This window comes from Lachnospiraceae bacterium JLR.KK002, assembly GCA_036941025.1.
GTDB lineage: Bacteria > Bacillota > Clostridia > Lachnospirales > Lachnospiraceae > Petralouisia.
In genome coordinates, this window is sequence record JAYMNP010000001.1 from 3705497 (window position 1) to 3725374 (window position 19878).

General features: G+C 42.8%; 14 protein-coding genes. All 14 read left to right on the forward strand.

Going from position 1 to position 19878, the window contains the following annotated elements; all coding sequences use genetic code 11:
• Positions 1–32: 32 nt before the first annotated feature.
• Positions 33–1238 carry an SAM-dependent methyltransferase gene (locus tag VSQ32_18030; GenBank protein MEH2944688.1) on the forward strand — a complete coding sequence of 402 codons (1206 nt, stop codon included), beginning with the start codon at positions 33–35 and terminating at the stop codon, positions 1236–1238.
• Positions 1231–3759: a hypothetical protein gene (locus VSQ32_18035; GenBank protein ID MEH2944689.1), complete on the forward strand. Its 2529-nt coding sequence runs from the start codon at positions 1231–1233 to the stop codon at positions 3757–3759. The genes VSQ32_18030 and VSQ32_18035 overlap by 8 nt, the downstream gene beginning before the upstream one ends.
• A gap of 117 nt (positions 3760–3876) precedes the next feature.
• Positions 3877–5388: a methyl-accepting chemotaxis protein gene (locus VSQ32_18040; protein ID MEH2944690.1), complete on the forward strand. Its 1512-nt coding sequence runs from the start codon at positions 3877–3879 to the stop codon at positions 5386–5388.
• A gap of 13 nt (positions 5389–5401) precedes the next feature.
• The gene (locus VSQ32_18045; GenBank protein ID MEH2944691.1) at positions 5402–5755 is read left to right on the forward strand and encodes a hypothetical protein; all 354 of its coding nucleotides are present in this window, start codon (positions 5402–5404) and stop codon (positions 5753–5755) included.
• 21 nt (positions 5756–5776) lie between these two features.
• On the forward strand, positions 5777–7141 hold the full coding sequence (locus tag VSQ32_18050; protein MEH2944692.1) for an MATE family efflux transporter: 1365 nt from the start codon (positions 5777–5779) through the stop codon (positions 7139–7141).
• Between the two features lie 147 nt (positions 7142–7288).
• Entirely contained in the window at positions 7289–7897 is a 609-nt protein-coding gene (locus VSQ32_18055; protein MEH2944693.1) for a rubrerythrin family protein, read from the forward strand.
• Positions 7898–8186: 289 nt separating this feature from the next.
• Positions 8187–9494, forward strand: coding sequence for a trigger factor (gene tig / locus VSQ32_18060; protein MEH2944694.1), 1308 nt, complete (start codon positions 8187–8189; stop codon positions 9492–9494).
• A gap of 36 nt (positions 9495–9530) precedes the next feature.
• Positions 9531–10391: a YitT family protein gene (locus VSQ32_18065; protein ID MEH2944695.1), complete on the forward strand. Its 861-nt coding sequence runs from the start codon at positions 9531–9533 to the stop codon at positions 10389–10391.
• 43 nt (positions 10392–10434) lie between these two features.
• Entirely contained in the window at positions 10435–10626 is a 192-nt protein-coding gene (locus VSQ32_18070; protein MEH2944696.1) for a hypothetical protein, read from the forward strand.
• A gap of 571 nt (positions 10627–11197) precedes the next feature.
• A complete protein-coding gene (locus VSQ32_18075; protein MEH2944697.1) occupies positions 11198–12643 on the forward strand; it encodes an IS5 family transposase in 1446 nt (481 codons plus the stop codon).
• 401 nt (positions 12644–13044) lie between these two features.
• Complete coding sequence (locus VSQ32_18080; GenBank protein ID MEH2944698.1) at positions 13045–14595, forward strand: hypothetical protein; 1551 nt, start codon at positions 13045–13047, stop codon at positions 14593–14595.
• 2 nt (positions 14596–14597) lie between these two features.
• Entirely contained in the window at positions 14598–16097 is a 1500-nt protein-coding gene (locus tag VSQ32_18085; GenBank protein ID MEH2944699.1) for a hypothetical protein, read from the forward strand.
• Complete coding sequence (locus VSQ32_18090) at positions 16094–18994, forward strand: hypothetical protein (GenBank protein MEH2944700.1); 2901 nt, start codon at positions 16094–16096, stop codon at positions 18992–18994. The genes VSQ32_18085 and VSQ32_18090 overlap by 4 nt, the downstream gene beginning before the upstream one ends.
• Positions 18987–19874 (forward strand): hypothetical protein, encoded by an 888-nt coding sequence (locus VSQ32_18095; protein MEH2944701.1) that lies wholly within the window; start codon positions 18987–18989, stop codon positions 19872–19874. The genes VSQ32_18090 and VSQ32_18095 overlap by 8 nt, the downstream gene beginning before the upstream one ends.
• Positions 19875–19878: the final 4 nt, after the last annotated feature.

Below are 19878 nucleotides of genomic sequence, written 5' to 3' on the forward strand. Positions count from 1 at the left end.
GAGATGGTTACTGAAATTGAGAAAGGCCCATTATGATTGAATTGCACCAGTTACTGGAAAAATATTTTAACGAACAGCTTGTTCACGCGGTTATCAGCGGCCCCCGCCGCCGGGAAAGCGCCGCCAGAATCGTTTTCCGTCCGGTTCTGATAAAAAACAGCCTGGTATTCCAGGCCAGCGAATATCGGGAGCAGAAAGTCTTCCACAGGAATTATTCCATGGAGGAAGCAGCCGCAGAGATTGAGAAACAAATCACAGAATACCGCCAGCTTGCTCTGACTTCTCAGCAGGGACAGGCTAATGTGCTGGTGAGTAAAAAGGGAAAAATTACCATAAAGGAAAAAGCCTGTCCTGCCGGCAGAATGCCCGGAGAACAGCAGGGCGGCTGTCCGGACTGTATACCGGGACATAAACAGACGGATTTGTCCCATAACAGGAAGAAGAATTATATTCTGGATTCGGAGCGGAAAGTGGATTTCCTGGTGGATTTGGGCGTGCAGACAAAAGAAGGAAAGATTATTAAATCCAGATATGATAAATTTCGCCAGATTAACCGTTTTCTGGAGTTTATTGAAGATATACTGCCGCAGCTTCCCCAGGACCGGGAAGTGACCATCCTGGATTTTGGCTGCGGCAAATCCTATCTGACCTTTGCCATGTACCATTATCTGAAAGAATTAAAAGGATATCAGGTGCATATTATCGGACTGGATTTGAAACGAGATGTCATTGAGACATGCAGCAGCCTGGCGGAAAAATACGGATACGACGGACTGGAATTTCAGGTGGGGGATATTGCCGGTTATGAAGGAGTAACCCAGGTGGACATGGTAGTTACCCTCCATGCCTGCGACACAGCCACCGATTATGCGCTGGACCGGGCCATTCGCTGGGGCGCCAGGGTAATTCTGTCCGTACCCTGCTGCCAGCACGAGCTGAACCGCCAGATACGGAATGATTTACTGGCCCCGGTGCTGGGCTACGGCCTGATCAGAGAGCGGATGGCAGCATTGATTACCGACGCCCTCAGAGGGCAGATTCTGGAGAGCAGGGGCTATCAGGTGCAGATTCTGGAATTTATTGATATGGAGCATACGCCCAAAAATATCCTGATTCGCGCGGTGAAAAAAGGAAAGGCAAAAGACAGCAGGGGATACCGGGAAGTAATGGAATTTCTGCACGCAGAGCCCACACTGGCTGTACTGCAGGATGGAAAGGGAGACAAACAGAATGCGTAAAGGCTTGATAAAGACAGTTGTATTAATATTGGTTTTTTGTGTAACCGTCGGAATTACAGGGCTGTTCAGCCATCAGGACAGTATGGATATGACATCGGAAATGGCCCCGGCCACCCTGCCTGTGGTGTATTTACAGCGGGAAGATACCAGAATCAATGAGCTGTACGGATACACATCCGAAAGGGACGGAACAGGAATGCGCGATACCATCACTCCTCTGGGTAAGGAACTGTCCCTGCCTGTGGTGATAAAAACATGCCAGAATCAGATTGACGAAGTGGCCTATGAAGTGCGTACCATGAATATGGAGCGGCTGATTGAAAATGGAAATCTGGCTGATTTTTCGGAAAAAAACGGTGAAATACATCTGTCTCTGCAGTTCCAGAATATTCTGGAAGAAGATACGGAGTATATGCTGGTGCTCTCTGTAAAATACCAGGAAAAGCAGGTGTATTACTACACCAGAATTGCCAGAGAAAGCGACTGTTATATCGGGGAATCCCTGGAGTTTGTAAAAGATTTCCATGACCAGACCTTTGATAAGGAGTATGCGGACAACCTTGCCACTTACCTGGAGCCGGACAGTATGGGGGACAATACCACTTTGCAGAAAGTGACCATCCACTCCAGCCTGCGGCAGGTAAGCTGGGCGGATTTTGAGGGAGAGCGCCTGGAACAGCCGGTACCTTCCGTTAAAGAAATGGGCAGCTCCTACAATACCATTATCCTTCCCTATGTGCTGACAGCCGCAGGAGAGAACGGGGAAGTGGAATATTATAACGTGGAAGAATATTACAGGGTCCGCTATGACCAGCAGGCAGGCCGCATGTATCTGCTCAATTTTGAGCGTACCATGAATCAGATTTTCCGGGGAGAAAACGGAAGGGTGGAGCGGAATAAAATGCTTCTGGGGATTCGGTCTTCCGATGTGGAGCATATGACAAATGAAAAAGGGAATATCATTGCCTTTGTTCAGGAGGGAGAACTGTGGAGTTACAACAGCGACAGAAACAGCCTTTCCCAGGTGTACAGCTTCCGCAGCCCGGAAGGAATTTCCGACCGGGAGAACCATTCCGCACATCAGATTCAGATTATGAAAATTGATGAGACGGGAAGCATGGATTTTGTAGTGTACGGATATATGAACCGGGGGCTCCATGAGGGGCAGACGGGAATCTGCGTATTTCACTATGACAGCGTGGGAAATACCATCGAAGAAGAACTGTTTATTCCCTATTACAAATCTCCGGAGATGCTGAAAGCGGAATGGGGAAATCTTTTCTATGTAAGCGACGGCAATATTTTCTATCTGCTGGCCGATGACGTGCTGTACCGCATTGACCTTGCGGCCAGAGACGCCAGACAGGTGATGGAAGGGCTGAAAACGGGAAGTTATGCGGTGTCCGAGGACGGACGCTATATTGCCTGGCAGGAAAAAGGGGAACAGAACCAGGCCCATACATTGAAAATTATGGATTTGGAAGGGGAGGAAAGCCGTACCATTGAGGGGGATGAAGGAGAATATCTGAAACCTGTGGGATTCGTGGAAAGCGATTTTGTGTACGGAGCCGCCAGAAAAGAAGATATTGTCACAGATGCCGCCGGGAATACCAGAATTCCCATGTACCGGATTGTGATTGTGGATAAAAAATCTCAGGTGATTAAAGATTACCAGAAAAGCGGATATTATGTGTCAAAAGCATATGTGGAACAGGAAACCATTTTCCTGGACAGGGAAATCCGCACGGAAACAGGCTATGAGAGTGTGGAGCAGGATACGATAAAGAATCAGCAGCTGGAATCTTCCAGGAAAATTATTCTGGAAACCACCCAGACTGAGAAAAAGCAGTGCCAGGTACGGATTGTTCTTGGAGCGTCTTCGGAGAAAACGGCAAGACAGCCTCAGGTGGTGGTGCCGAAGGAAGTGGTGCTGAAAGAAAAAAGAGTTGTAAAGCTGGATTCAGGCAGTGAGCAGGAAACCTATTACGTATACAGCGGCGGGAAAATCCTTCTCTCCACGCCTTCCCTGAAGGAAGCCATTATTTCTGCCGACCAGTCCATGGGCGTGGTAATCGGCCAGGAACAGAAGTATATCTGGCAGAGGGGCCGGAAAAGCGTCCAGCCTGCCATCGGACCGGGTACGGTGGATCTGGCAGGAGTAAGCGACAATCCGGCTTCCCGCTGCCTGACGTATCTGCTGAGAACGGAAGAAATTAATATCGACGTGGATGACCTGGTTGCTCAGGGAGAGACGCCCAGACAGATACTGGAGGAAGCATTAAACGGTAGAAAGGTGATTGATCTGACAGGATGCGGGGTAGAACAGGTATTGTATTATGTAAACCTGAATACTCCCGTATTCGCCATGGTAGAACAGGGAGCGGTGCTGATTGTGGGCTATGACGAACATAACACGCTTCTGTATTATCCGGATTTGAATGTGGTGCGTAAAATGGGAAGACAGGACAGCAACACCATGTTTGAAGAAGCCGGGAACGTGTTTTTGGGTTATATAGAATAAGAGACGCGTTTTTTTGTAGCAATATTATGCTAATTTTGAACAGATTATTTAAATTTTCCTTAAAATATGCTATAATCATACAGAAATATGCAAAAATTTTTTAAGGAAGGTGAGATTGTGGAAGAACGTGTAAGAAAAAAGTATCCATATGCGAAGAAGGAAGATCAGATTAAACGGGCAAATCATTTCCTGACCTTTGGTAATATGATTTTTTATTTCTTTATTCTGTGCCTTGTCTGGATTTCCTGTGCGCAGGGGGAACGGACCACGGGGTTTGCCGGAACCATTACCGTGATTGTGATGGCGGTTACAGGGGTTTCTCTGTTCTGGAATAAACGGGATCCTGACGGCGTCAATGTCCGTTATCTTACGTTTGTGGGACTCTTTATTGTGGCGTTTTTTATGTCCCTGGCATTTGATGATTCTTTTGTCCGGTTTATGGCTGCGATTCCATATATCGCCTGTATCCTGTTTTTTAACCGGAAATTTTCGGCTATATCCTGTATTGCATGTTTTATGCTGAATGTGGGAATTACGGTCTATAAAATTCTGATTGCGCATACTTATGAGGGAAAGGCAGCCCAGGAGCAGGTCTGGGCTACGGTTGCCATAGCGGTTATGCTGTTCCTGATTTATTATACGGCCCAGCTTGCGGAGAAATTTAACCATGACACCAGGCACAGCCTGACGCGGGAGCAGGAAAGCCAGAAAAAGGTAATGGAAAATGTACTGGAAGTGGCGGAAGAAGTGCGGAAAGGTACTGAAGAAGTGGTGCAGATTGTAAATGAACTGAACGCTTCCACAGAAATTGTAAACGGTGCCATGAAGGATATTTCCGACAGTAATCAGAGCACAGCGGAGAATATTCAGACCCAGACCATCCAGACCCGGAATATTCAGGATTCCATCGGAACCACGCTGGAGCATTCGGAAAATATGGTGCAGGTGGCAAAACAGTCAGAAGCATTAAACAGCCAGAGTCTGGAGATTATGCATCATCTGAAGCAGCAGTCTGATGTGATTGCAGGCACCAACGGCGAAGTGGCGGCGTCCATGCAGAAACTGCAGGAGCGCACCGAAGCGGTAAAAACCATTACGGATACTATTTTTGAAATTTCCAGCCAGACCAATCTGCTGGCTCTGAATGCGTCTATTGAAAGTGCCAGGGCGGGGGAAGCCGGCAGAGGATTTGCAGTGGTGGCAGATGAAATCCGCCAGCTTGCGGAGCGGACCAAAGAAGAAACGGAAAGCATAGCGTCTATCCTCAATGAGCTGTCAGAAGACGCCCAGGCCGCGGCAGGGGCAGTGTCCAGGTCTGTGGATGCAGCGCAGTACCAGGAGAAGATGATTGAACAGGCTTCCGAAAGTTTTGATAAAATGAATGGAAATGTAAATATTCTGACTGAGGATATTGCTCAGATAGACCAGATGCTGGGCAGTCTGTCAGAGGCAAATAACCAGATAGTGGAGAATATCATGCACCTTTCCGCCACCACGCAGGAAGTGACAGCTTCCTCCGTACAGGCGGCAGATTTGAGCGTGCAGAACCTGGACAATGCGGAACATGCCAAATCTCTGTTAGGCAGTGTATTGGAGGTATCCCACCAGCTGGATCAGTATATCAGTTAAAAGGAGGAAAATTATGGATAAGGATGATATCAGAGCACAGTTAATTCGACAGTTTCCGGCGGAAGTGGTGGAGCAGAGAGGCTCCATGGACCAAATGTATTATTCCTGTCCTACCTGTGGCAGAATGGTATCTCTGGGTATGGACAAATGCGGAGGTTGCAGCCAGATTTTAAGCTGGAAAAACATCAATCAGAAGGAATCCCCCCACGGGAAGAAAAAAGCAGTGCTGGAATTCGAGGTTTCGGAAGAATTTACCGTAGGAGACTGCAGGAAATGTCCTATTTCCTACATAGACACCAACGGTTCCCAGAGTGCTTATGAATGTCCTCTGAAAATGCGGGGTTCCTGCGGAATTGTAATATCTTAGACAGGAGGGGGAATCATTCGTATGCAGAACAAAACATCTACGCTGCTGACAGAAGGGAGTATCTGGAAAAAGATTATCGCTTTTGCCATACCGATTTTTCTGGGCAACCTGTTTCAGCAGCTTTATAATACGGCAGATTCCCTGATTGTAGGAAATTTTATAGGCAGCGATGCCCTTGCGGCAGTCAGTTCCTCCGGGAACCTGATTTTTCTGATGGTAGGTTTTTTCAGCGGGATTGCCATGGGAGCAGGTGTGGTCATTGCCCGTTATTACGGAGCCAGGAGGGCAGAGGAAGTATCTGCGGCAGTCCATACGCTGGTGGCCTTTGGTCTGGCGGCGGGCGTGTTTCTGACGGTTGCAGGAGTTTTGATTACGCCTCAGATTCTGACGTGGATGGGGACGCCGGAAACGGTGTTCCCCAATTCCGTTTTGTATTTCAGAATTTATTTTGCAGGGTCTTTAGGGTTTGTCATGTACAATGTTTTTGTGGGAATTCTGCAGTCTGTGGGAGACAGCAGACATCCGCTGATTTATCTGATTATTTCTTCTGTTACCAATATTGTGCTGGATCTTCTGTTTATTGCGGTGCTGGACATGGGAGTGGGAGCTGCGGGAGCCGCTACCATTATTTCACAGTTTTTCAGTGCTTTTCTGTGCCTGGTACGGCTGATGAGGACAAAGGAAGAATACCGGATTGAACTGAGTAAAATCAGGTTTGACGGAAGGATGATGCGCCAGATTATTTCCAACGGACTTCCGGCAGGAGTACAGAATTCCATTATCGCGCTGGCCAATGTGGTGGTTCAGTCCAATATCAATGTTTTTGGCATGACTGCTGTGGCAGGTTGCGGCGCATATTCCAAGATTGAGGGCTTTGGCTTTCTGCCCATCACCTGTTTTGCCCTTTCGCTGACTACCTTTATCAGCCAGAATCTGGGAGCCAGAGAGTATGAGCGTGCCAGAAAGGGAGCCAGATTCGGGATTTTCTGCTCCATCATTACCGCGGAAATCGTGGGAATCTGTATTTATATTTTTATTCCCACACTGATTCAGGCTTTTGACAGCAATCCGGCAGTCATCCGGTTTGGCACCACTCAGGCCAGAACCGTAACGCTTTTTTATTTTCTGCTGGCATTTTCCCATTGCCTGGCGGGGATTTTCCGGGGCGCAGGGAAATCCATAGTGCCCATGGTGGTTATGCTGCTGTGCTGGTGTGTGGTTCGGATTACCTATATTACCGTTGCGGTGAAGCTGGTTCCGGTGATTCGTACGGTGTTCTGGGCCTATCCTCTGACCTGGAGCCTGAGCTCCGTTATATTTTTGATTTACTTTCTGAAAGCCGACTGGATTCATGGATTTGAGCGTCAGGAGCAGGCAAATGCCTGACAGTATTTCAGAGCGGAATCTGAACCGGTATTTCAGGCAGCCAGGCAAATTTAATGGACAGTTCCTGCATAAAATTTCCATGTCTGCACATACTACCTGCGTAAATGTCCACCGGAAAATGGATGGAAAGAAAGGCAGGAGACAGTTATGGCAACAGATTTTAAGCAGAGTGAAACCATGAAAAATTTAATGCGCGCATTTGCCGGAGAAAGCCAGGCCAGAAACCGCTATACTTTTGCAGGCGGACAGGCACATCAGCAGGGGCTGTATGTGATTGAAAAAATATTCCGGTTTACTGCAGACCAGGAAAAGGAACATGCGGAAGTTTTCTACAATCAGTTGAAGGAACTGGCGGGAGAGACCATTGAAATTGACGGTACCTATCCCGTGGATTTAAGCCCTAATATGACGGAACTGCTGAAAATGGCCCAGCATAACGAGTATGAAGAACATGACGACGTGTATCAGCATTTTGGGGACAAAGCTCAGGAAGAAGGCTTTGGCAAAGCTGCTGCAAAATTCCACAAAATTGCGGAGATTGAGAAAATTCACGGAGACCGTTTCGGAGAATTTGCCAGATTGCTGGAGGCAAACCAGTTGTTTGTGTCCAAAGTGGAGACAAAATGGATGTGCCTGAACTGCGGCTATGTGTATGAAGGAACAGAAGCACCCATGACCTGTCCGGTATGCGACCATGAACAGGGCTGGTTTGTGCGGCTGGAGCTGGCTCCTTACTGCGGACCGCAGGGAAATTAAAATTTTTGAATCGAGGACTGCCGGGAGAAGGAATTTTTCAGGAATTCTTCTTCCGGCAGTTTTTATTGGATATCCGTTTCATTTTGTCCACATTCTGTTCACAGATCAATCCTTTGCATGTCTGGTTACCGGCTGACCAGGAAGTACGCTTAACACCTCCAGGAACGATTTGCTGTTTTCAATTCTTCAAAAAAATTACAATTTTCATGATTTTTTCAAAATCTTGTGTTAAAATAGCGTTGTTGTAATAGGAAATCTTTGCGGAACAGGCAGAAAAATGGAGGAAAGTATGAAAAAAAGACGTTATCTGGCAGCGTTGCTGCTGTTATTGGGAATGGCAGTGTTTACCGGCTGCGGAAACAGCAAAAAGAATCAGGAAGACAGCGCTTCCAGGAAGACAGAAGATGAAAAAACAGAAGAATCAGACGACGCCGGAGAGACAGCCGGGGAAGATGTGCTGGATTTTAAAGCGGAAGATTATGTGAAACTGGGAGAGTATAAAGGGCTGAACGTGAAGTATCCCATACCGGAGGTGTCCGGGGATGATGTGGAATTTTCCATTCAGCAGCTGGTGGAAGAAAATACGGAGTATAAGGAAATCAAAGATCGGGCGGCTCAGGAAGGGGACAGCGTCAATATTGATTTTACCGGAGTGATAGACGGAGAAGCATTTGACGGCGGAACCGGAGAGGATTTTGATCTGGTCATAGGCTCCGGAGAATTCCTGGAAGAGTTTGAAAAAAATCTGGTTGATAAAAATGCCGGAGAAGCATTTACATTTCCGGTAACCTTTCCGGAGGATTACAATGAAATGGATACGGAGCTGAACGGGAAGACTGCGGAATTTACGGTGACCATCAATACAATCAGCGAAGTCATTGTTCCGGAATACAATGATGAGTTTGTGAAAAAAGTCTCAGATTATAATACCACAGCGGAATATGAGGAATACTTAAATGCAGATTTAATGATTTCTGCTCAGGAGGAATCTGATTCGGCGGCAGGTGAGGACGCCCTTGTACTGGCTGTGGAAAATGCAAAAGTGGAAGGCTATCCTCAGGCGCTGTATGATTTCTTTTATAATGAGACCGTGGAGGGCTACCAGTTTTATGCATCTCTGATGGGCATGGAATATGATGAATTTCTGGATGAAATGGGAGAAGGTGCAGTAGAAGAAGCAACCGAAGCTCAGACAAATGAGTATCTTGTGGTTCAGGCCATTGCGGACCAGGAAGGACTTGCAGTGACAGAAGACAGCTATCAGGAAGAAGCAAAAGCCCTGGCGGAAGAATATGAATATGAATCTGTGGAAGAATTTGAAGCGGATTATGGAAAAGCCGGCATTATTACGCAGATTGTGCGGGAAAAAGTGGTAAATTTCCTCTGTGAAAATGCAAACCTGGAAGAAGTTTCCCAGGAAGAATATTATCAGGAAGAGGAAGAAATGATGGACGAGGATACAGAAGACACTGAGGCGGACGGAGAGACACCGGAACCAGAAACAGAAGATGAAACTTCGGAAAATGAAACAAACGGAGAGACGCCGGAAGCGGAGACAGACGGAGAGACACCGGAACCAGAGACAGACGGGGAATAGGATTTTTGCAGGATACAGGAGCAGAGGTATGAGGTTATGGAACAACATAAGGTAAAGCTGGCGTTATTTGAATATACAATGATTACAGTCGCAGCAATTTTGCTGGTGGTGGGAGTGCATTTTTTTAAATTCCCCAATAATTTTTCTTTTGGCGGAGTCACCGGTATGGCGGTCATTTTCAGCGCAGTGACGCCCCTCAGTGCAGGCACCATAAATTTTGTCATCAATATGGCGCTGCTGGTGGTGGGCTTCGTCGCGCTGGGACGTGAATTCGGCATCAAGACCGTTTATGTGAGCATTCTGATTTCTCTGGGACTGAGCGGGCTGGAGAAATATTTTCCCATGGCACGCCCCATGACGAATGAGCCGGTACTGGAACTGATATTTGCCATTATCCTTCCGGCGTTAAGCTCCGCTATTTTATTTAATATCGGGGCCAGCGGCGGCGGTACGGACATTATAGCCATGGTGCTGAAAAAGCACAGTACCGTCAACATCGGGACAGCTCTGTTTCTGGTGGATTTGATGATTACCGTGGCAGCCTGCTTTATATTTGACGCCCAGACCGGCCTGTTTTCTTTCTGCGGACTGATGGCAAAATCCCTGGTAATTGATACCACCATTGAGAATATCAATCTGTGCAAGTATTTTACCATTGTCTGCGACGACCCGGAACCTATCTGCGATTTTATTCATGAAGAGCTTGTGCGGAGCGCCACGATTTTTCAGGCGGAGGGGACGTATACCCATAACAGAAAATATGTGATTCTGACAGTTATGAAAAGGGGCCAGGCGGTTCAGCTCAGAAATTATATTAAATGGAATCAGCCGGATGCATTTATGATGATTACCAACAGCAGTGAGATTATCGGGAAAGGCTTCCGGGGGCTGAACTGAGCCGGAGCGGAATCAGGAAAAGCATATATACAGGAGGAAAAGTATGAAATTGTTGGACTATCTGGGAACAGCACTGAGTATTTCTGCCATTATGGCCATTATTTCCTATATCATGAGTTATCGGAATAAAGGAAATGAGGGAAAGCAGAAGAATTACTGGAGAATCTGCTGTTTATTCGGCGGGATTACCATTGCAGTGGGAATTGCGGCATTGGTTGTAATGCTGCTGGACTAAGCAGCGTATAAGAAAAAATGCCGGGTGAAGGAAGAAAATGGAGCAGTGAATCAAAGCCGGAAAGACGTAAAAACAGCGGAATTTCCGGCTTTTTATATGGGAATAGTACAGGCAGATTTTGCCTAAACTGCTTCCCATATCAACTCTCTTTCCTTAAAAATATTTCTTATGTGTTTTTTGTTACATTATTATTCCTTTGAAATAGTTCTGTCATTTGGTCAATGGAAAGCCAGATTGTCTTCCGGCTAAAAATTACTTTTATTTTTCTAATCCTGCCTTCTGCCGTATATAATGATATCTGGTTGTGGCACGTTCCGTTCTAAAATTTACGGGAGAAGCAGTCTACGATTATTGCAAACCTCCGATTGGCTGGAGAATCAAATTCAAAATGAAGTCTATCAGTATTAAGATGTATGGTAAATTAATTCGTGTCTGCTGATTAGGTTTAAAACACTTGATTTTACCGACTTTTACCGCATTTTATGGTATAATACCTGCAAGGATTTTGATAAAATCAAACCGTTTTTCTTGCAGTTATTCTGCATATTTTATGTATAAAGGGGCTAAATCAATGTACAAACCTATTAACAAGTTACACCACTCGTTTCTCGATTTCAACCAGCCTATGGGACTCCACATGAACTCGGATAACCGCTGGATCAAACTGGCTGACCGAATCCCATGGGATGAATTTGAAGTAAAATATGCCAGACTGTTCCCGAGTGGTACGGGTAATGTTGCCAAGCCATTTCGGATGGCGTTAGGAGCCCTGATCATCCAGACCAAGTTCCAGTATTCTGATCGTGAACTCGTGGAACAGATCACAGAGAATCCATATCTGCAGTACTTTATCGGACTTCCCGGCTATCAGGAAGAAGCTCCGTTTGATGCAAGCACACTGGTTCTTTTTCGCAAACGCATTTCTGCTGAAATGCTGATGGAAGTAAATGAGTATCTTCTTGCTCACAAAGATGATGACAACAATACACCACCATCTTCCGGAAACTCCGGCGATAATGACGCTTTGAAAGAAGACACAAACAAAGGAACACTGACACTGGACGCAACCTGTGCACCGGCAGACATCCGTTATCCCCAGGATATTTCACTCCTGAACGAAGCAAGGGAGAAACTGGAAACCATCATTTACCGTTTTTGCAAATCCTATGGTCTTCCACTGCCAAGACGCTATAGAAGACGTGCCAGAAAAGATTATCTTTCATTTGCCAAAAGTAAAAAACATAGTGCAAAGAAAATCAGGAAGGCACTGCGCAAACAGCTTGGTTACGTTGCAAGAGACATCGGATATCTGGAAAAGTTCATGAGCGACGGATATGCGATGACAGATAAAGAAATTAGTTTGTATCTGACTATCATCACGCTGTACGAGCAGCAGAAGTACATGTACGATAACAAAGTACACTCAGTGGAACATCGTATCGTAAGCATCTCGCAGCCATGGCTTCGTCCTATTGTCAGGGGGAAAGTAAAAGCCCCAGTTGAATTTGGTGCAAAGTTTGATCTAAGCCTTGACAGTGAAGGATACGGACGCATCGAAAAAATATCGTTTGAAGCATATAACGAGAGCACCTGCCTGATTGAAGCGGTAGAACGCTTCAAGGAACGCACCGGTTATTATCCGAAACGTGTGCTGGCAGATCAGATATACCGGACCAGAGAAAACAGGAGTTATTGCAAAGAGCATGGGATCCGTCTGTCAGGACCAAAACTGGGCAGACCAAGTGCTGCAGTAAAAGTTGATAAAAAACAAGAGTATCAGGATAATACTGACAGAATCGAAGTGGAACGTACTTTTAGCTTAAGCAAACGCTGCTATGGCATGGACTGTATTACCACCAAGCTGGAGGAAACGCAGTTAACTTCTGTCGCATTATCTGTATTTGTGATGAATCTATTCAAGATTCAGAGGCGAATACTTTATGCTCTTTTGTATCTGATCCGATTTTGGTGTAACTGGAGCAGATGTAAGAGTTGGAAGTTGCAAATATTTGCTTAATCAGCAGACACTAATTCAGCAGCCTGCGTATTGAGATGACAATTAACGACCCAAAGGAATTTAAAGTCTGCAAAAAGGTCTGTCATCATGACGGAACCACTTCAAAGCGTTGGGTTCCAATGAGAAAATCCATTACTAATCTCTACAGGCATGGGGAGAAGGTGAAGGCTTACTTAAGGCGAGAGGGGACAGGTCGCTTCCAGGGTTTGACGTGTATCCATCCGAATCCGCGGGTGGGCTGGGAGTTCTCTGTCTGAGGGACAGTTTGCCAGGCTAAAAACTGTTTTTATCGCATTTGCTCAATTTACAATTTGGTAAATTGATGATAGGATTAATTTCCTTTACAGAAAAATAAGAATGGAATATAATTATAGCTAAAATACCAGGTAAAGGTGAAAAGTATGAATATTTCAGAAAAAATCGACGACTTATTAAAATACTGTTCTGTATATCAAGGACATGTGAATATGATGGATGAACGCAGAGCAGATGGGGGATTTCAAGTTACGTTGCCAGAAGAAGAGGATATTCTTTTGCATCTTGATAAATTGCAATTTATTTTGCTGACAGGAGAAGCCGGAGATGGAAAATCCCGGCTAATCCGGGCACTGCGAAAAAAATTGGATGAATACGGATTTTGCGAGCCGTATATGGATTTTTCAGCTGAGCCAGAGACGGAAAAAGAGAGAATATTGAAAAGAATTGCTGATATTATTGATGGCAAAACAAAAGAGCGAATTATTATTGCAGCCAATGTGGGTATATTTACAAAATGTGTGATTAAGTATCAACGATCTTTGATGGAAAAACTTACCCAGAAGAATGAGAGAGTGAAAATTATAAACTTTGAGAAAAGAAATCTTGCACGGGATAAAAAGATATTTCAAAAAATTGTGCGGGATTTTTTATCTTATGACGGAAAACCATGCGAAGACAGGGAATGTGTGTGTTGTGGAAAGTGTGCGTTTCAGGAAAATCTAACTTATCTGTTGTCAGAAAGAGGAATGGAAAGTGTGCGAATTATATGTGACGCAATCTGTTTGATAGGAGAGCATGTAACATTCCGGGAATTGTTGTCGTTGTTGGCTTATATGGTGACATTTGGTGATAGCTGCAGAGAACGCGGAGAAAGGGAAAAGCCAGAAGATTTTTTTGTAGATGCTGTTTTTAATCAAGGAGAACATTTGGATAAAGTGCTTTTAAATATAAGCCGTATGGATCCTGCGTTTAAAAACTCAAAAGACGATGGCTTAAAATATAATTCAGTGGAAGAATGCCGAAGGGAAAAGAGAAAACGATTTTTTTATGGCAAAGAGAATCCTTATGAACTGCTTGCAGTAGATTATTTGACGGAATTTCAAAATGTTATTTCTTTTTTTCAGGGAACGCCGTTCATTGATTCGGCAGAGATCCAAAGCAAGGAGCTTTATTACTTAAAGCGCGGCCTTGGAAGATTGACAAGGCGTGGGCAGAGCGACATTGCCATGAAAGTGGCGGATACGCCGGTGATGTTTGGAGATGATATCCAGACAGAATTTGAACTTGGCAATATAGACATGATTTGGCACAGGTATGGCCTGGATTTTGGAAATTTAGATATGGAAACACATAAGCCGGAGAAACAAAATCGTTTTTCCATCAGTTATGTATTTCAGGAAGATGAAAAAATTGACGCGATTACGCTTGTGGTAGATTACAAATTGTTCCGTTATTTAATGATGGCAGACGGTTACTATTATTTGAGCCATAATAGCAAGTCATTGGAAGAATACCGGATTAATTCATTTTACCAGAAAATTTTGAAGAAAAAAAATGGCGCTTATGAAAGGATGCATGTCAGATTTAACGATCAGGGACAGAAGGAATTGTGCAATTTTTCATTGAGTGTCCAACATTTAAATCATTTTTTGAAAGGACAGAGTACAGTGGTTAAAATAAGAAAAGAGGGTTGACTATGGGCACAGGCGATAAAGTAAATGAGAGGGAACTTGCTTCCTATATAGGTATTTCGGGACCAGAGACGCCAAGATATTTGTTAGTTAACAATTTTCTGTCAGAATTTTTTCTGGAGGATAAGCGGGGAAAGGAACAACAGTATAGATATAAAGATTTTTTTGATAAAAAAATCCTTATATGCGAAGAAGATGATGAGCAAAAGAAGAAACAGCTGGAAGAGTCGTTTAATTATTTTTTTCAGCGGTTTTCCGGAGAAGATATGATTTCGTTTAGTGAAAATAGCCATCATTATTTCCCATTGAAGCCGCAAATGCTGCGCAGCGCCTCATATAATCTGCGGCATCTCCTTTATTGTATGATACCGGGGATTGAGAAAGAGGAAGTTTTCTGCGAAGTGCAAAATTTACTATTTGAGTATCTGTACGGTGGCGCAGACGGGGTGAGTTATCTTATGAGCACTATTTGTGAGAAATATTTTGGCGGAGATGACTGGAAAAGGGAAGAAAAAAGAAATTACGAACTTGATATGCTGAAATCAGGTAATTTCAGGAATGTCCGAAAGAATTTCAGGGAAGATTTATACAAGCTGTTGAAACATAGATTTTTCCGAAATCTGGATTTTTATAAACGATATGATTATCTGGCTACATTGTTGGATTTTTATGTAATCCAATTTGTTATAAATAAGAAAGCGATTACTTCAAATCGGGGATATGTGCTGTGTCAGGGTTCCAGCCATTTATCCAACGGCGAGGCCTACCACCTTGCTTGTGTACAGAATTATTCGGAAATCCGTTTTGTGTTCCAAACAGAGTTGAAAGAATTTTATATTAAATGTTTGAAAGAGGAACAGGTGGACGATCAGGATATTGTGGTTGAGAATTCAGATGATGAAATTTTTGTAATAGGAAAAAATGGAAAAAAAGAAATGATACAATTTGTGAGGCAGGTATTTAATTCCAACTTTAAGCTGGATGCGAAGCCATCCCTGTATCCGTCTATTCGGAAAGTGTTTGCGTTAGATGGGGTAAAAGAAAAACCGTATTCGGCAGAAGAATTTGTGATGTGCTATATTGATATGAGCAAGGCCAGAAAAGGTTCTGCTTTGAGTAAAATTTCCTCGGCGCTTAATACATGCGGAAAGGATATTGAATTTGTATTTCCCAAGACCCGTTCCAGACATAAATATTTTGCGTTGTCTCCGTCCCTGTTGGAATTTCTGGTAAGGCTGTATCTTGCAAAGGAAGAGAGTACGTACGCGTATTTGGATAATTTTTTGGATTCTTTGCAGGAAAAATATGGGATTTGTATTCAGAAGAATGATCAGATGGATAAGATGTTAAAAAAAATGCATATGAAAGTTCCGTTTCAGGAATTCAGGCAGAATGAGCAGGCTTTGATTGATAATCTGGATGAAATTAATTGCCTGATTCGGCTTTCAGACAGCGGATATGTGGTTACACTTCCAGAGGAGAAAGGGGAATTTACGCTTTTATGATAGAAGGGAAATTTGTCAGGTATATGCGGGCCTATATTGAATTACTGACAAAAGGTCGGAAGGAATATTTTATTGCTATTGTAGACATTGAAAAAAACCTGGTAGATGGATTTTTAAAACAGGAAGCTGATTACGCGATGGCATGGTTTGAAAGGAAAGAGTATTCACAGGCGGTGGTTTTGCGTAATGACATAAATGTGTCAAGAATTGTGTTGTTTTCCAATGACAGTGTCAGGATGATTGATTCGCTGAAAGATTTTGTGGAATATCCTGCGATACCAGAAGACAGGGACATATTCTGGCATTGTCTGACAGCCGCATTTGGACAGGAACCGGATAATGACTGTAAAAAAGTGCTGGAAACCATTATGGAATCAAGACAGATAGTTTTGGAAGACTTATTTGTATATCTGGATTCCTGTATTGATAAATCTGGAAATTTCAAATTTTCAAAAATAGTTCAAAAGCTGTATAAGTTAGATCTGTGGAGTATAAAGTCTGACAATGCAAAGGATTTAGATAAGTATTTAGCTAAAGCAAAGAAAAAGCAATACTTAAAAAAATTAATACGGAATTCAGATCCCTTACTGGCAGAGACAAAATTGATGGGAGGCATTACAGAAAAAAAAGTAGAATTTCCAGTAGAAATCCGGCAGAATATTATGAAGTGGCTGTCAAAGAATGACTTGAAAAGTGTATTTAAAAATGTTCCATATGATGAAAAGATAGAACAATTGTTCAAAGGAGGCGGGAGAAAACGCAAAGATTTGCCGCAGGAAAAGCAGGAGGATCAATATTATGAAAATTCTTACGAATATGCAATGCAGGAACTTTTACAGGAACCTATGCAGCAGGTGGAAAAAAACCTTTCAGGGGTAAAGCAAGAGGAAGAAATACTGTCAGCCAGCAGGCAAAAATATTCTTATCCAGAGAAACAGGAAATAGAAACAGAGTTTCAGACAATCAGAGAATTAATGGAATTGCTGAGTCTTACGGAAGAAAAAAGAGTGTTTTTGCGGGAAAAACTTGGAGAATTGCAGCAATTGTTTTTGAAAGCAAAGGAAGAGGGCAGTAAGTATACGCCAGTTTATTTATGGCATTACGCAAAGAGTCAGGAAGAATTGGTCAGATGCTATTTTGCTTTAATGGGAAGATGTGTATCGGATAAAGGAATAGCTCGGATGTGCCTTGGCATGGATTTTCTAAGCCGTTTGCAAAGGATCTTTTGTAAAGAAGAAAATGGTAAAATTTCGATGCCCTTTTATCATCCATTGGCGGGATATTATTTCATTTCATTGCAAAGAAAGTATGAGGAATTCAGAGAATTACTGGCTGTTCAGGCAGGAGAATTCTGGGAACAGACAGTCAGGGCGATGATCCGCAGGGAAGTGATGGAGTTTCCCGTCTGTTATTTGTTGTTACAGGAAGAATTGTATCAGCTTGACTATAGCAGTATTCAAAATATGAATCAGGAGATTATATTCGAGAAAACAAGGGAACATACAGCAGGTTCGTGGATAAATATCCGCCTTTTGAATGAGGATTTGCTGGATTATATGGAGCGTCAAAAATATTTATCTGAAGTATATGTAACAATTGTAGGCATCAATGATATTAGTGAAATTATGTCTATGACAAGAAAGCTGAAGGGATTTGCGGAATCTGAAAAAAGCATGATACATAAAGTGATTCTGAATATCGTCAGTGACAAAGAGGAAGAATTAAAAAAACAATTGCAGGAAAATATGGAAATGGATGTGGAATATCCTCAGGTGCTATTCCGTTTTACGAAAGAAATGTATAGCAATGGGCAGGAATATGATATCGAACATATGATTTGCGATGCGGATCTCCTTTTTTTAGCAGATAGCAGTATTCTGTACCAGAAACCAAAACTGAAGGAATGGCGCAATCAGCCCAACCGTCTGATGCTTGATTTTGAGCAGTTTGAAGTAGGGAAAATGTTTGATGAAAAACAAGTTCAGGTGCTGGAAATTTTATGGGACAGTATGCACTATATGGAATTAAACCAGGATGTAAAACTGGCATTTTGGGATACAAAAGAATTAAACCAGTCTGTATTAAATCAGATACGTCAGAAGATAAGCGCGGATTCACATCGTACAGTCGTGCTTCTTTCTTCGAATCCGCAGTTGATGCAGCATATGTATCATTTGTCAGAATTCCAGATGCACCACAGCATTTTGTCAGGCCAGGAAATGCTATTAGTGAATTTTCATGCGGGTTGTCAGCGTAAGCTGTTAAAAGAAGACGGGGAAGCTTCTGTGGAAGTGTTTTTAAAGCCGTTTTTAGAGAAGGTGTCAGGATTAGATGATATAACATGTATTTTATCTGACAAAGGCGAGACATCAGAAATACCTTATCTGACGATTTCCTGTCATAACAAGAGTATTTGTTTGAAATGCAGGCTTTTTATAAATAACCAGGAAGAGGATGCAGAGCGGGAGAATCATTATAGGAAGCTGATAGAAGATATACTTTTGCTTTTAAATAAAAGCAAGACGTTCAAGAGAAAGTTTCTGATGATGCTATATGAGGAAACGGATAATATTCCAACAGCGCTAATGCTGGATTATATGCAAAGGACAGAAATCGCAAAATATCAGTTGGACTATGAAGAAGCAGAGGGAAAACCACAAAAGCCAAGCCCGGCAGATATTGCGGCAATTATGCAGTTTCAAAAGATGCTGGAATTTATCAGAGAGCGAAACGACATTGATGAATATGCTGTCCGTACATTTTCAGAATCTGATTTGTACAATATAGAGATACTTCGCCAATGCATTTGCGCAGATCAGAGGATACATTTGCTGGATGAGAATACAATAAGAAAAATGCAGAAGTTATATACAAAATTGGAGGAAAATAATGGGTAAAAATACAGATAATAAGATTATTATGGTAAATTCATTTAAAGGGGGAACAGGAAAAACTTCTGTGGCGCTGGCAAATTGTGTGCATAACTGCACACAGAACAAATTCTATAAAAATATTTTTTTTATTGATATTGACAGATTGGGTACAAGCATGTCTTATGCATTATTTCCAGATGAAATAAAACCGAAGTATTTTGACGAATATGAGGAGCGTTATTATGAGAGAGTATGCAATAAGATATTAGAAGACAAAGATAAGGGCACCGTTTTGTATGCGGTTCTTCTTAATCCGGTTGCGAACCGAAGGCAGGATTATGATGTTCGTGGACGTTTCTGGCAGCATTCAGATATCAGTGGTTCTATTTTTTTACAGGATTTGCTTTCTTTTCTGAAAAAGTGTATATCTTGCGAAATTAATAATCTGTTTGTGATAGATTGTTCTCCAGGGTTAACAGATATGGAACGGTTTTTGTTAAATGAATTCTACAATATGCGCCAAAATGGAGAAATATCAGAAATTGAGGAACTTTATGTTACTACATTCGATGCTTCCCAAATACGCAAAACAGTGGAATGCCTGAATGATGCTAAAGATTTTTTAAAAAGAGGGGATAGGAATGTCAGCATTGTATTAAACGACTTACATAATTGGGAATTTATTTCAAAAGATTATGACGACCATAAATTTAATTGGAAAAAAGACGCAGAGAATATTTTAAAAGATTTAAAAGACAAAAAATTTATGAAAATACGCTATAAAGAATTTGTGTCAGATCAGGTAAATGCCAGCATGATTGGATATCAGAAGAAGCTGATTGATAATATTGACGCATTTATATTGCCGCAGGAATATAGGGAAGAATATTATTCCTATAAGTAAAAAG

Bases quoted from the DNA above. Each gene is read 5' to 3' on its own strand.
- VSQ32_18080 (MEH2944698.1), top strand. From the start codon at position 13,045: ATGAATATTTCAGAAAAAATCGACGACTTATTAAAATACTGTTCTGTA.
- VSQ32_18035 (MEH2944689.1), top strand. From the start codon at position 1,231: ATGCGTAAAGGCTTGATAAAGACAGTTGTATTAATATTGGTTTTTTGT.
- VSQ32_18055 (MEH2944693.1), top strand. From the start codon at position 7,289: ATGGCAACAGATTTTAAGCAGAGTGAAACCATGAAAAATTTAATGCGC.
- VSQ32_18075 (MEH2944697.1), top strand. From the start codon at position 11,198: ATGTACAAACCTATTAACAAGTTACACCACTCGTTTCTCGATTTCAAC.
- VSQ32_18095 (MEH2944701.1), top strand. From the start codon at position 18,987: ATGGGTAAAAATACAGATAATAAGATTATTATGGTAAATTCATTTAAA.
- VSQ32_18045 (MEH2944691.1), top strand. From the start codon at position 5,402: ATGGATAAGGATGATATCAGAGCACAGTTAATTCGACAGTTTCCGGCG.
- VSQ32_18065 (MEH2944695.1), top strand. From the start codon at position 9,531: ATGGAACAACATAAGGTAAAGCTGGCGTTATTTGAATATACAATGATT.
- VSQ32_18070 (MEH2944696.1), top strand. From the start codon at position 10,435: ATGAAATTGTTGGACTATCTGGGAACAGCACTGAGTATTTCTGCCATT.
- VSQ32_18030 (MEH2944688.1), top strand. From the start codon at position 33: ATGATTGAATTGCACCAGTTACTGGAAAAATATTTTAACGAACAGCTT.
- tig (MEH2944694.1), top strand. From the start codon at position 8,187: ATGAAAAAAAGACGTTATCTGGCAGCGTTGCTGCTGTTATTGGGAATG.
- VSQ32_18050 (MEH2944692.1), top strand. From the start codon at position 5,777: ATGCAGAACAAAACATCTACGCTGCTGACAGAAGGGAGTATCTGGAAA.
- VSQ32_18090 (MEH2944700.1), top strand. From the start codon at position 16,094: ATGATAGAAGGGAAATTTGTCAGGTATATGCGGGCCTATATTGAATTA.
- VSQ32_18085 (MEH2944699.1), top strand. From the start codon at position 14,598: ATGGGCACAGGCGATAAAGTAAATGAGAGGGAACTTGCTTCCTATATA.